We start from the raw sequence: 14,017 nt of genomic DNA, 5'->3' as shown, positions 1-14,017 counted from the left end.
TTCGGCAGATAGATCATCAATTAATAGTAACTAGAAAGTTGGCGTAAGCAAGCCGCCGGTGGCGGAAATAATTTATCATTAACCCCGCCGCGGCGGGAATCATTATTTTGCTGGTGCAAGCAACATTAACCGTTAACCATCCTCTCTAACCATTAGTTTCCTATATGCAATCACACTCCTAAATTCTCCCCAACTCACACTATGTCCAAGTATTTCTTTGTACGGTGCAAGTGTGTCAAATGTATTTTTCTCGAACACTTCTAGTATGTCTTTTATTTTCTGTTCGGGAACAAGTTGTTCAATTTGTATCTCCCCATCTTGCACCCCAATCGCCAAATGACCTTCAACAGTTGTTAAGGCCATATTCCTTACGGTTGCTATTTCTGCAATGGTTTTTCCAGTAAGAAATAATGCGACACTTTCTTTGGCGGATGAGCCTTTTTCTCCCTTAGGTTTTTCTGCGGGCAATTGTGTTTTATGATACGTAAATTCAGGGAACTTAAATGCAATATCGCCATATTGTATCTTACTAAATTTCTTAGCTAAATTCAACAATTGCAATTCTATTGCTAATACATCGAACTTATACTTTTTAATTCGTGTAGCACTCTTCAAACTTTCTAAATAAACCTGCGTAGGCATCAACATTCCTGTTTTTACTTTCTCAGAAAAATAGTCAACTGCTTTTTCAATTCGTAGTTTTAATGTGGTAGAATCTGTGGTACTTTCTGCTTCATTAATTAAAGCCTCTAATTGCAATTTGAATTTTTCTGCAATAGGTTGTTGCTCGTCTATACTGGCTATCATGGCATTTATCCATTGCTTTTCTGCTAACTCATTCGGTATCTTTTTTCCTATATTGTTTTCTTTAAAACTACGAATCTCACTTTCAATTTTTTTGAAATCGAATGTATGTAATAGTTTGTTTTTAAGAAATATTTTTTGTTCGAGTTGAAAAACATTTAATAATATATCTTCATCGAATGCACCATTTGTGTATTTAATAACACGCTCATCGGTTGTAACACTTTGCTGCGTAATATTCGATTTTAAAATCATGCCATCCAATGTTGTACAGCGGCTCAATGCCACATACACTTGACCTGGAGCAAAAGATCTCCCTGCATCAATTACTGCTTTTTCAAAAGTTAATCCTTGACTTTTATGTATAGTAATAGCCCAAGCCAACCTGATAGGATATTGCGTAAAACTTCCAATTTCCTCCTCACTAATTTTATTACTTTCTTTATCTAATACATAACGATTATTTTTCCAGGTTTCGCGTTCCAAAAGCATCTCAAAATCATTATCATCAAACTTCACATATATTTCTTCACCCTTAATTCTACTAATGGTGCCAAGCTTTCCGTTAAAATATCTCCGCTCCTCCCCTACATCGTTTTTAATAAACATAATCCTTGCTCCAATCTTCAATTCCAGATTCACTTCAGTTGGATATGCATACTGATTAAAATCGTCTTTGATGGATGCTTTATAACTATACTTTTCTCCTTCGAGTCTTTGCAAATGTTGTATATTTGTTTCGTCTGCGATCTTATTATGGGTGGTCAAAACTATATAATCATCCATGTCATCGGTCCATGCACCGCGGCGTTGATTCAGCAATTCAAAATCATCTTCATTCAAATTATTGTTCCGAATTTCATTTAATAAGGCAATAAAATGCTCTTCATTTTGGCGATATATTTTTTGCAGTTCTATATATAAAGGCGGATTTTCTTGTAATACTTTTGCACTGAAAAAGAATGGCGTTTCGTAAAATTCAGACAATATTTTCCATTCATTGTCATTTACTACAGGTGGCAACTGGTATAGGTCTCCGATGAATAATACTTGCACACCTCCAAAAGGTTTTTTATTATATCGAAAATGCTTAAGTATGATATCTATTTCATCCAACAAATCGCAACGCAACATACTTACTTCATCGATAATAAGTAGCTCCATTTCTTTGAATATATCAATTTTGGTTTTACTTATCCGCATCTGACTCAGCAAAGTATTTGCATCATTGATCAATAAATTTTCGTGTGCGAAATAGTTCTTCCGTTCGGGCGTATATAGTCCAAATGGCAATTGAAAGAGCGAATGCAGAGTCATACCACCCGCATTGATGGCCGCGACACCTGTAGGTGCAACAATTACCATGTTTTTGGTACAAGTATTTTGCAACTCTCTTAAAAATGTAGTTTTACCTGTACCAGCTTTTCCTGTGAGAAACACGGAGCAATTGGTTTGGTGCATGAAATTTTCTGCAAGTTCTAATGCAGGGTTTGTTGAGTCCATGAAACAAAAATAGTCTTAAAATATATAATAAAAATTCGACCACGAAATATTTTTGCTAATCCACAGCGGGTTAGGCTATTTGTTGTAGGTGGTGAGGGAATTAGTAACATTTTATTCAACGGGCTGATTTGTCGTGTTCTCGTCCGCGGCGGATATCGAAAAATACAAACATTGTTAATTTGTCAAATCCACAGGGGCTAGTGCATGGAAGAGTTGTCAAATCTGTGCAGGAACTATTTACAACAAAGAGTTAAGGCACATATGTACTCAAGACATACCAGTATTATATATTTTTCTACTATTTTTTTTGTCGCATGCCTCGCCAGCACGACAGTACTTTTTTACACAAAAAAGTACTCAAAAAGTGTTTTTACTTACCTAGGCGATTTTTGCATGGAAGCCAATGCAAAACCACGGTTCAGCCACAGTTTGGATCCTATATGTAAAGAAGATACCGTCGTAAGTCTTCATAGCTATTAGTATTCCGATACTGTGGCCGCCCGTTTATCGCTGGGTAAGTAAAAATGTCTTCCAACTATGGCATTTAGCTAAGGCTTAGGCACGCGACGGCGGGGTTCTATGCGGATTCTTTTGTTTTCTCGACAATACGATGAGATTTTCAATTATGCTCCGACTACATTTATGCCACAATTTACCATTATTACTCCACCCTCAACTTAAAATAAGAAGTCAGGTGGATGAGGCGAGAACCACCATCATCAATTTGCAAACAATCATATTCGACCTTTCCTTTTAGCCAAGTTCCTTTTTGAGGCTTCAGCATATTTAGATATAATTTTTGATTGAATGTTTTCCAAAATAGTTTAGTAGAATATCGATAGTGTTTATAAACTGTATTATAGCTCCCTTTAAATTTTCCATTGACAATTTTAAAAAGATAATCATCATAATAAGCTGGACTAGATTCTCCAATATATAAAACAATAGTATCGTTTAAATCAATTGCCTCGCCTTCATTTATTATATGGTAGCCTTTCCCATTACATATACCTTGTGCAGTAATTAAATGCGGAATTGTATCATCTTTAGTTAAAGGCTGATCACTCCAATTATTTTTATAATAACCCAATGAATCTCTCCAAACATAAAAAGGTAACTCGAAATAATCTTTATAAAAAAACTCATTCCAAAATATTGAATCATCAGCCAATTCAATATCCGACCAATATCCTAAAGTATCATTCTGCACTTTGTGCTTTTGCCCATAAAGATGATTGGCTAGGATAAATAAAAGGAGGAATATGATATATAATTTTTTCATTAAGTAAGCCAATTTATTTCAACCATTTTTCAAGCTTCTTTTTCGATTCTTCTGTTGAAACTCACAAGCCTTTTTCAGATTGTTATAGACCAATTTTAATTTTTTGAAGTCGCATGAGCCTATTGATTACCTCTTCTATTGAGAAAGTATCTGGCAATGAGCTAACAGTTTGCATAACTTTGATTTTGGTAAGCATATCAGTTTTTTTTTCAAAGGTACAAAAAACTACATTATTTCTAAACTATTATATTACTGCGGCTGATTTTACAAATCTGCGTAAGCAACATTAACCATTCACCATTAACAATTAACCATTATTTTTGCCCCATGGATATACAATCAATTCTCAAACAACTTCACATCAACGAACTCAATCTCTCATCATCTACTGGTTTGCAATGGTTTGGTGATAGTAACACCGAAACAAAAGATATAATATCTCCTGTGGATGGTAAGAAAATAGCAACCGTAAAAATGGCTGGTGAAGCCGAATATAAACATATAATAACTGAAAGCCAAAAAGCATTTTCATACTGGCGTAGCGTGCCTGCCCCTAAGCGTGGCGAGATTGTGAGACAGTATGGAAATATATTGCGTGAGTATAAAGAACCGCTCGGCAAACTCGTTAGCTATGAGATGGGGAAATTGCTGCAAGAAGGGTTGGGCGAAGTGCAAGAAATGATCGATATATGCGATTTCGCAGTTGGGCTTTCACGACAATTATATGGATTGACTATGCATAGCGAACGCCCCAACCACCGTATGTATGAGCAATGGCATCCATTAGGTGCGGTGGGTATTATATCGGCGTTTAATTTCCCTGTAGCGGTGTGGAGTTGGAACGCAATGCTAGCCGCCGTTTGTGGCGATGTGTGTATATGGAAACCTAGTGAAAAAACACCGTTGACTGCTATTGCATGTCAGCATTTATTGAGCAAAGTATTACAAGAAAATAAAATACCCGAAGGTGTGTTTAATCTTATTATAGGTGATTACAGAATTGGCGAACTAATGAGCAACGATGAAAATGTTCCTTTGGTTTCGGCAACTGGTTCTACACGGATGGGCAAAAAAGTAGGTGCTGCTGTGGGTGCTCGACTGGGAAAAAGTTTATTAGAACTTGGTGGAAATAATGCCATCATTGTTTCGCAACATGCCGATTTAGAAATGGCTTTGCGTGCTATCATCTTTGGTGCTGTAGGAACTTGCGGCCAACGTTGCACTACTACTCGTAGACTTATTATACATGAAAGTATATATGATACGCTCAAAGAAAAAATATTAAATGCATATAAACATATAAGGATTGGCAACCCAGTAGAAGATGGAATTTTGGTTGGTCCACTCATTGATAATGATGCAGTAACAAGTTTCTTGAATGCGGTTGCCCGTGCAAAAGAACTTGGCGGTAATATATTATGTGGTGGAACTATTATAGAAAATATGCCATCCGATTGTTATGTGAATCCATGTATTATAGAAGCGAAAAACGATTGGGATATCGTACAACATGAAACTTTTGCTCCTATATTATATATCATGAAGTATAATACTGTTGACGAAGCTATAGCCCTGCAGAATGGCGTACGCCAAGGTTTGAGCAGTTCTATATTCTCACAAAACATTTTAGAAACCGAAAAATTCCTCACTGTTGCAGGCTCCGATTGTGGAATTGCCAACGTAAATATTGGAACCAGCGGTGCCGAAATTGGCGGAGCATTTGGTGGCGAAAAAGAAACTGGCGGTGGTCGTGAAAGCGGCAGCGATGCCTGGAAAGCTTATATGCGTAGACAAACAAATACTATTAATTATGGAACGGAATTACCGTTATCGCAAGGGATTAAGTTTGATTTGTGAAAAAGTACGAAGGGATAAGGAGAAAGTGCTATTTGGCGTAAGCTCCTTACTCCCTATTCCTTACTCCTAAATCCTACCTCATCAATTCCTTCGCGGCGGCCAATGTTTTATCACTATAGTTCTCCCCACCAAGCATGTGGGCCAGTTCCTGCAATCTCTGTTTCTTATCTAACTGCTCAAGTTTTGTAATTGTATTTTTACTTCCTACTTCTTTATATACTTTATAATGATTCTCGGCACGGGCAGCAATTTGTGGAAGGTGGGTAACTGCAATTAATTGATGATTGTTAGAAAGTGTTTGCATGAGGCGACCAATTTGTATAGCAGTTTCGCCCGAGATTCCTGTATCTATCTCATCAAATATCATAGTCGCTAATTTTGTTTTGCCTGCGATATATGTTTTTATACAGAGCATCAACCGGCCAAGTTCGCCGCCAGAAGCGGTTTTGCTGACGGGTAAAAAATTAGAACCTTTGTTGGCTGCAAATAGAAAGTCCACAGCATCTATTCCGTATTGATTGGGTTCAGTAAGTTGCAAAAGTTCAATTTTAAATATCGCATTTTGCAAACCTGCTTGCTTCATCAATTCGTTAATGCCCTTCTCTGCTTGGGTTGCAGCTTTCTTTCTGCGTTCGGACAATTTAGTAGCAAAAGCATTTAAAGTATTATATAATAGCTCGATTTCCTTTTGCAAAACTATAATATCTTTCCCCAATGATTCTATATCATCGTTCTTGCCAGAAAGTTCATTTTTTATATATAATAATTCTTCCGTCGTTTTTGCCCGATGCTTATTGAGCAAATGGTTTATCAAATCCAAACGCTCTTTTAAAAGCTGCTGCTGCTGAGGGTTTGCTTGTGTTTTCTCGGCCGTATTTTCTATTTCAGCAGCAATATCATCCAATTCTATTTGTACTGACTTAATGCGGTTATGTAATTCCTCAAAACTCTGATTATATTTTGAAAGTTGCAATGTTTTTTGCAAAACTTCTTTCAGCATCGCTATTATATTAAAGTCAGATTCTTTCAGTGTTTGAATAATATTTGAACTTTCTTCTATAATACTTCCTGCATGTTCTAAAGTATTCAAATCCTGCTCCAGTTGGGTCTCTTCGCCTGCCTTTATTTTAGCTTCGGCAAATTCATTCAGCAAAAATTGTATATAGTCTTGTTCGTTTTTAATATTGCTTTCTTTTGTTTGCAAGTCTGTTAATTTCTTCTCTGCAGTTTTAATACTATGATAGTTTTGAGAATATTCTACAAACAGATTTCCATTATCAGCAGCGGCATCCAGAGTTTCCATTTGGAATTTGTTTTGGTTTAACTCCAAAGTTTCATGCTGCGAAACCATATCAATTAAATACGAACCAATCTCTTTTAATACAGAAATATTTACGGGTGTGTCATTCACAAACGCTCTTGATTTTCCGAGATTGTTTATCTCTCTTCTCAATATACAAGTCGCATCAAAATCGAGCTCATGCGTATCGAATATATATCGTATATTTTTATCAACTACAAATTGTGCTTCAATAATACATTTATCGCTGTTTTTATTAATGACCGAAGTATCTGCACGTTCGCCCAAAACCAAGCCCAATGCACCAAGTACAATGGATTTTCCCGAACCTGTTTCGCCTGTTATAATATTAAATCCTGCACAAAATTCAATTTGAATTTCATCAATCAATGCAAAGTTTTTTATGTAGATAGATTGTAACAAAGTATGATAATTATTTAACTGCTTTAAATCTAATTTGGAGATTTAATTTAATAAAGAATCTCCCATTATCTTGATACAACTCCCCAAAATTATATCTAGATGTACTAGCCTGTTCTAATTTTGTATTGTTCAACAAATATGTTTGAAATTCATTCCTATTATATATATGATAACAAACTAGTTCACCATCACTTTTTACAATAATAATACCACCTGTTGCATCATATTTACCTGTCCATGTTGTCGCTGGTGTCATACCGAGGGCACTATCTGTTAAGAAATTCTTAACCTTATATTCATAAAATGGGTGCCCCATTGATAAATCAAAATTTAATGGATTGATCTCTGTAAGTTGGGCTAATAAAACTGACAATACAGGTGACCCAAAGGACGCATATCTTAATAATAGTAATTCTGCTAATATTTCAGGCAGGCTACCATCAATTAGTTGCAAATTTAATTGTAAAGTTGAGGATTGAATATTTACAAATTTTAGATTAAACCCCATACTTTTAAACTTTGAGATTCTATTTGTAATTTTAGGTTCTGATACTATTTCATTTATTTCCATAAAATTTAATTCCCCCATCCCAATTATTTCAAAAATAAAATTTGTCGTATTTCCAGGATTGAACAATGTTGAACTTCCACCAAGCATTGATTTAATACTAAACCCAAGTTTTGGTTTCAGACCCGTACTTAGATCGTGTACTATTATATTGATATCTGACTTATCAGTGCTCACTGCTGTCAATGAGTTTACATCAATACTACTTAAAAATTCTTCTATATCTTCAAATTGAAAACTTCTTCCTTCAGAATTTCTAAGTTTAGCAAATAAGTCAATCGACCGATTAACAAATTCAGAAACATTTAAATTAAATAATTCACTTCCGTTACTACCATCTATTATTTTGATTTGTTGGTCTACAATATATTCTCTTAAAATCCCACTTTCTTGACGTAATATCTTGATAATAGGATAATATACATCGGGAAGGATATTCAAATTCGAGTCAGCCGCATTTAATCTACCATCTGCAAGTAATTTCAGAAAGACATATATCTCACTCCATTCTCCTTTATTTCCTGTTAACATTTTTGACTCCGATTACTTGAATTATATTTTTTGCTGTTGCTTGAATTGCAGGTATCGCAACAGAGTTACCAAATTGTTTGTATGCAGATGCGTCTGCTACTGGAATTATATATTTATCTGGAAATCCCTGTAGTCTGGCCCACTCCCTAGGAGTCATTTTTCTAATTCCTTCTCTATTCACAACTCCTTTGATATGTGTAGTTGGAGTATAATCTGTAATACGATTATCTATTACTAAATTTCTTTCTCTACCCATTCCTCCAACAACAATCGAATTTGCAATTCCGTCATCAGGTATAATTGCATATCCAAAACCATTACCTTTACTTTCATGTCTTTCTTTATGATTTATCAAAGTCTGAACATATTGAGTAGACAAATAATATTTAGTTGGTACGACTTTTTTCTCTTTTACACTTGCAAATTTTATTTGCTTTTGTTGAGCTTTAGGATATTCAAATTTATCAATATTTAAATCTTTTCGAAATCCAACAATATAAATCCGCTCTCTATTTTGGGGCACACCAAATTCTTTGGCGTTTATTATTTGTGGCTCGGGCACGAAATAACCTAAATCATTTCGTAAAACATTTAATATAGTTTCTAATGTTCTTCCACCATTATGATTTCTCAAACCTTTTACATTCTCTAAGAATATTGCTTTCGGCCTTTTCCTTTTAATTATTTCGGCTACATCAAAAAACAATGTGCCTCTGGTATCTTCAAAGCCACCTCGTTTACCAGCAATTGAGAATGCTTGACAAGGAAAACCAGCACAAAGCAAATCGAAATTATCAGGTATATAATTCTTGATTTTTTCATTTGTAATATCGCCAAAAGGAACTTCTCCAAAATTAGCTTTATAAGTCCTTTGAGCTTCTTTATCCCATTCACTCGTAAAAACACATTTCCCTCCCAAGTTTTGCATAGCTATTCTGAAACCTCCAATGCCAGCAAATAAGTCAATGAATTTAAATGTATAATTTTCTGGTGTAGGGAACGGTACATTTTCAACTTCAAATAAAAGTTGTTGCAAGGCTTCTTCAGCAAGCAAAGACAAATTCTCCTCTTCTTTTTTGTATAGTATATATTCTTTTAGTGCTTTCATTGCATCCTTTTTATAATGCTTTGAGGCTCCATTTTGCAAATTATGTAGAAAATGAGTAAGGACTGCTTTCTTATTGGTTACTGGCTCTACCAATCTTATTTGGAAGCGTTTGCCATCAAATTCATCTATGCTTATTTTTTCTGTTATTTTCATTAGTTCAAATATAAAAAAAGTATGATAATTATTTAACTGCTTTATAGGTAAATTTAAATACTGCCCATCCCAATAAAATCACAACAGTAGCGGTGATGATGGGCAACATTCCACTATAGGTAGAAAGATAACCCGCTATAATTCCAGGTATTGCCATGCCTAATGATTGTATACTTTGGTTGATGCCGAATATTTCTCCTTGTGTTTTTGCATCTGCTTGCATAGAAATTAAAGTATTCATATTGGGTGTAGAAAATCCTTGTGATAAAGCGATAAAAGGAACCGCTAAAAATAATTGATAATCATTACCCGGTTCAGGCAGTATTTGGCAAAATATTCCTGCTGCCATCACCAATAATGATATATTTAATATTTTTTGTGGGGCTACTTTACCCGAAAATCTGCGTACAATAAATCCTTGTCCCAACGCACTGCACAAGCCAATAAAGGCAAAAAAGTCACCGACATTTTCGATATCCCAATTAAATTTTTTCATCACATACGGACTAAAAAATTGTGTATAGAAATTGAATCCCAATATAAATAAAAACGACACTATCATCAGCGTTCTCAGGTTGGGCATTTTGAAAGCCTTATATATATTTTTGAAACCTGTGGTCAATGAAATAGGCGTATGCCGTCGTCCAATCAAGGTCTCTCGAAACATATATATTACAAATAAAATATTTAAAGTACACAGCAGGGCGGCAAACCAAAAGGGCATGGACAAATTTGAAACATGCAAGCCAGTTAAATCATTGAACCAATTTGCAAATTCAGGTTTTGAAAATTTGCCTCCTATATAAGGTCCTAATATAAATCCCAAACCAAAGGCCATTCCTACCAATCCGAAGTTTTTTGTTTTTGTTTTTACATCGCTCACATCAGAAATACTCGACATGATAATAGCAATATTTCCACCAGTAAATCCATCCAACATGCGTGAGGCAAATAATATATATATATCTTGTTCTGCAATACCGATGGCAAAAACTATATAACCCAACAAAGTACCAATTAATGATATAATAAGAATTGGTTTTCGCCCGAAACGGTCACTGAGTGCACCAAGTATGGGTGCTCCAAAAAACTGTGCGATAGGGAAACTGGAAAGTAGGAAACCAAGTATAATATATCTTTCGTCGATACCGATGCCTGCGAGCAGGTCATTCTTATGGCGGAAGTCCAAAATCAAATCCGGAATAATCGGGATGATGATACCCAAACCGACCAAGTCTATAAAGACCGTGAGGAAAACGGGCAGCAACATCGAGGTTTGATTTTTGTCGCTCATAAAAATATTTTAAATATAATTTGCAAAGTTGCCTCAATATTCCCTTAATTTGTGTTGGTATGAAAATTTTGTTGAAAAATCCCACCATAGTCAATGAAGGCCGCAGCCTTGTTGCTGATGTGCTGTTGAAAGATGGTTTAATAGATCGTATTGATGCAGCAGGTATCAGTGCTGAGCTGGCAGATAAGGTGATTGAGTGTTCAGGTTTGCACTTGCTGCCTGGACTTATTGATGACCAAGTTCATTTCCGTGAACCTGGGCTTACGCATAAAGCTACCATTGCTAGCGAAAGTATTGCTGCCGTAGCAGGAGGCGTGACCACATTTATGGAAATGCCCAATACCAATCCACCTGCACTTACCCAAGAATTGCTCGAAGAAAAATATCAGATTGCCAAACATTGTTCGCCTGCAAACTATTCATTTTTTATGGGAACAGGTTTGCACAATTATGATGAACTCATGCGGACTGATCCCAAAAAAGTATGTGGAATTAAAATATTTATGGGCTCTTCCACGGGTGAAATGTTGGTGGATGATGAACATCTGCTGGCCAAAATATTTGCAAACGCCCCTACCCTAATTGCTACACATTGTGAAAACGACGTGATGGTTAAAGCGAATTTGCAAAAATATATTGCACAATATGGTGAGGATATTCCACCGCAATTTCATCCTGTAATTCGCAATGCGGAAGCATGTTATTCCTCAAGCAAAATGGCGGCTGACTTGGCCAAGAAGCATGGTACACGTTTGCATATATTACATATAACTACACAAAAAGAATTGGAATTATTTGATAATACCATTCCACTCAAAGATAAAAAAATTACTGCCGAAGCTTGTGTGCATCACTTATGGTTTTGCGATGAAGATTATCATACGTTGGGCAATCAAATAAAATGTAATCCTGCCATTAAAACAGCAAGTGACAGAGATGCAGTTTTTGCAGCGGTTTTGGATGATAGAATTGATATTATAGCTACCGATCATGCTCCACATACTTGGGAAGAAAAGCAGCAAGTTTATACGAAATCTCCCGCAGGTTTGCCACTTGTGCAACATGGCCTGCAAATGATGTTGGAAAAAGTAAAACAAGGAAAAATAACTTTAGAAAAACTAGTAGAAAAAATGTGTCATGCCCCTGCGGAGCTCTTCCAAATAAGCAAACGTGGTTTTATACGTGAAGGTTATGCTGCGGATTTGGTACTCGTTGATTTGAACCAATATTATATTGTAACCAAAGAAAATATATTATACAAATGTGGTTGGAGCCCGCTTGAGAATACAACTTTCAGTAGTACAATATTATATACTTTTGTGAATGGGGAAATGGTGTTTGATAACGGCAATCTGCATGCGGTTTTGGCGGGACAGAGGTTGGAGTTTGAGAGGTGATTTATAAAGCGACTGTATGAATAGTAACAAAGTTTTTCTTATTTTTATTACAAATGAACTGTGAGTCTTTTTTATGCTTTAGCTTGAATTATTTTGAATAAATACTTTTTTACTAAATTGTATTCATATAGGTATATTAATTTTATTTACTTTGGGCCTTATGAAAAATTATTATACTGGTATGTTAGCATTTTTAGTTGTATGTACCTTAGCAGTCGATGTTCTCGCATTTATCCACAATATTGTTGAATTGATAGTGAAATTATTTTTGAGTTCCCCATCAACGAAATTAATATATTATTGAAAATGATATAATCCCTACAACAAAAAATCAATCTCCTTTCTGCGTGTCGGGTCGTAAGACCCGACATTCAACTCGACTTCCCTATTTCCATTATACCTTTGCAACCAATGACTGACAAAAAATTATCTCAGCGACCCATTGCTATCTGGCTACTGGTGGGCGTTAGCATGATTATGATACAAGTATTGTTAGGCGGCATTACACGCCTCACAGGCAGCGGACTTTCCATTACTCGATGGGATTTGGTTACAGGTAGCTTACCGCCAATGGACGATACCCAATGGGAGCAAGCTTTTGAAGGATACAAACAAACTGCTCAATTCAAAACTATCAATTCTTCATTTACCGTTTCCGATTTTAAATATATATATTTTTGGGAATGGTTGCACAGAGTTTGGGCACGATTTATCGGAATAGTATTTATCATCCCTTTTATTATATTTATTTTACAAAAACGTTTTCAAAAGTGGATGGTGAATCCGCTACTGGTTTTATTTGGATTGGGAGCATTGCAAGGACTCGTAGGCTGGATAATGGTGGCAACTGGTCTGCATGGAAGCAATTTATTATATGTACGGCATTATGAATTGGCCACACATTTTATGTTGGCATTAATTGTATTATGCTATACATTTTGGTTTGCGATGAAAATGTTGGTGAAAGAAGAATATAGAATAAACTCCAAACCCCTATATAAATTATCTATCTCTATCATAGTTTTACTAACAGTACAACTTATCTATGGAGCTTTTATGGCGGGATTGAAAGCGGGAACATTCGCTCCCACGTGGCCTGATATTAATACAGCCATTATACCCAGTGGAGATATACTTTTCAAAAAGTCACCAAGTATTATAAATATATTCGAGAACGAAATTATGATACAGTTCATCCACCGTGGATTGGCATATATATTATTTATCATGATTTGTTTATGGACTTACAGAGCATATAAAAACGCTAATCCCGATAGCTATCGGGACAAGCTTTTTAACAAAACAAAATGGCTTCCACTTGCAGTTGTTAGCTTACAAATAGTATTGGGCGTATTTACCGTTTTACATTCAGGTATAAAACAAGAACTGCTGTGGCTGGGCGTCAGTCACCAGTTTGTGGCGATGATGTTGCTATTGGTGATGGTGTGGGAGAGTTATATAGTACGAATTAATAAGAGGTAAGGAGTAAGTACCATTCAGCGGGTATTAGTGGGGAATAGAAAGCTATTTACTTTATTTCATAGATTTGATAAGTCCTCTGATGATACTAGATATTTCCTCACCAAGTTTTAGCAGATTGTCTCTTTGTTCGATATTAATATATTTAAGTTTTCCTGCTAGATATAGCATAGATTTAACTTCGCTACATGATGCCAATGCTATATACAAAAACCTTGAAATACCGAAACTCAATATATAATAGTCCAAAAGAAAGGGACTAATCCCCCCGCATCCCGATAATTATCGGGATTAAGCGGGGCTTTCGGGATGTAGTTC

Annotated in this window: 10 protein-coding genes; 4 read left to right on the top strand and 6 right to left on the bottom strand. The window is 35.6% G+C overall.

The genetic code is table 11. From position 1 onward, the window contains the following. Positions 1-132 precede the first annotated feature (132 nt). Together SGJ10_12650 and SGJ10_12645 are read right to left on the bottom strand one after the other, a co-directional pair. Positions 133-2,307, bottom strand: a complete 2,175-nt coding sequence (locus tag SGJ10_12650; protein MDZ4758973.1) for a helix-turn-helix domain-containing protein — start codon at positions 2,305-2,307, stop codon at positions 133-135. Positions 2,308-2,968: 661 nt separating this feature from the next. Beyond that, entirely contained in the window at positions 2,969-3,589 is a 621-nt protein-coding gene (locus SGJ10_12645) for a hypothetical protein (GenBank protein ID MDZ4758972.1), read from the bottom strand. 113 nt (positions 3,590-3,702) lie between these two features. Between SGJ10_12645 and SGJ10_12640 the strand changes: the two genes are divergently transcribed. Further along, positions 3,703-3,879 carry a hypothetical protein gene (locus SGJ10_12640; protein MDZ4758971.1) on the top strand — a complete coding sequence of 59 codons (177 nt, stop codon included), beginning with the start codon at positions 3,703-3,705 and terminating at the stop codon, positions 3,877-3,879. 37 nt (positions 3,880-3,916) lie between these two features. Further along, positions 3,917-5,446, top strand: coding sequence for an aldehyde dehydrogenase family protein (locus tag SGJ10_12635; protein ID MDZ4758970.1), 1,530 nt, complete (start codon positions 3,917-3,919; stop codon positions 5,444-5,446). Between the two features lie 73 nt (positions 5,447-5,519). Here SGJ10_12635 and recN read toward each other — a convergent pair whose 3' ends face one another. From recN to SGJ10_12615, 4 genes are read right to left on the bottom strand one after another with little or no spacing between them, the layout of a single operon-like run. After that, positions 5,520-7,169, bottom strand: a complete 1,650-nt coding sequence (recN, locus tag SGJ10_12630) for a DNA repair protein RecN (protein MDZ4758969.1) — start codon at positions 7,167-7,169, stop codon at positions 5,520-5,522. A gap of 10 nt (positions 7,170-7,179) precedes the next feature. Further along, positions 7,180-8,268: an HpaII family restriction endonuclease gene (locus tag SGJ10_12625; GenBank protein MDZ4758968.1), complete on the bottom strand. Its 1,089-nt coding sequence runs from the start codon at positions 8,266-8,268 to the stop codon at positions 7,180-7,182. Next, positions 8,252-9,529, bottom strand: coding sequence for a DNA cytosine methyltransferase (locus SGJ10_12620; GenBank protein MDZ4758967.1), 1,278 nt, complete (start codon positions 9,527-9,529; stop codon positions 8,252-8,254). The genes SGJ10_12625 and SGJ10_12620 overlap by 17 nt, the downstream gene beginning before the upstream one ends. Positions 9,530-9,557: 28 nt before the next feature. Further along, positions 9,558-10,823 carry an MFS transporter gene (locus SGJ10_12615; GenBank protein ID MDZ4758966.1) on the bottom strand — a complete coding sequence of 422 codons (1,266 nt, stop codon included), beginning with the start codon at positions 10,821-10,823 and terminating at the stop codon, positions 9,558-9,560. A 59-nt stretch (positions 10,824-10,882) separates the two neighbouring features. On the opposite strand from SGJ10_12615, the gene SGJ10_12610 reads away from it, so the two are divergent. Both SGJ10_12610 and SGJ10_12605 read left to right on the top strand, forming a co-directional pair. Beyond that, the gene (locus SGJ10_12610; protein MDZ4758965.1) at positions 10,883-12,220 is read left to right on the top strand and encodes a dihydroorotase; all 1,338 of its coding nucleotides are present in this window, start codon (positions 10,883-10,885) and stop codon (positions 12,218-12,220) included. A 411-nt stretch (positions 12,221-12,631) separates the two neighbouring features. Then, a complete protein-coding gene (locus tag SGJ10_12605) occupies positions 12,632-13,702 on the top strand; it encodes a COX15/CtaA family protein (protein MDZ4758964.1) in 1,071 nt (356 codons plus the stop codon). Positions 13,703-14,017: the final 315 nt, after the last annotated feature.

The organism is Bacteroidota bacterium, assembly GCA_034439655.1.
Taxonomy (GTDB): domain Bacteria; phylum Bacteroidota; class Bacteroidia; order UKL13-3; family UKL13-3; genus CANJUD01.
Note: the sequence above shows the minus strand (reverse complement) of the source record. Positions and strands in the feature narration are given on the sequence as shown.

Excerpts from the sequence above, each read along its gene's own strand:
- SGJ10_12650 (MDZ4758973.1), bottom strand. The coding sequence starts at position 2,307 with ATGGACTCAACAAACCCTGCATTAGAACTTGCAGAAAATTTCATGCAC.
- SGJ10_12605 (MDZ4758964.1), top strand. The coding sequence starts at position 12,632 with ATGACTGACAAAAAATTATCTCAGCGACCCATTGCTATCTGGCTACTG.
- SGJ10_12625 (MDZ4758968.1), bottom strand. The coding sequence starts at position 8,268 with ATGTTAACAGGAAATAAAGGAGAATGGAGTGAGATATATGTCTTTCTG.
- SGJ10_12640 (MDZ4758971.1), top strand. The coding sequence starts at position 3,703 with ATGAGCCTATTGATTACCTCTTCTATTGAGAAAGTATCTGGCAATGAG.
- SGJ10_12615 (MDZ4758966.1), bottom strand. The coding sequence starts at position 10,823 with ATGAGCGACAAAAATCAAACCTCGATGTTGCTGCCCGTTTTCCTCACG.
- SGJ10_12610 (MDZ4758965.1), top strand. The coding sequence starts at position 10,883 with ATGAAAATTTTGTTGAAAAATCCCACCATAGTCAATGAAGGCCGCAGC.
- SGJ10_12620 (MDZ4758967.1), bottom strand. The coding sequence starts at position 9,529 with ATGAAAATAACAGAAAAAATAAGCATAGATGAATTTGATGGCAAACGC.
- SGJ10_12645 (MDZ4758972.1), bottom strand. The coding sequence starts at position 3,589 with ATGAAAAAATTATATATCATATTCCTCCTTTTATTTATCCTAGCCAAT.
- SGJ10_12635 (MDZ4758970.1), top strand. The coding sequence starts at position 3,917 with ATGGATATACAATCAATTCTCAAACAACTTCACATCAACGAACTCAAT.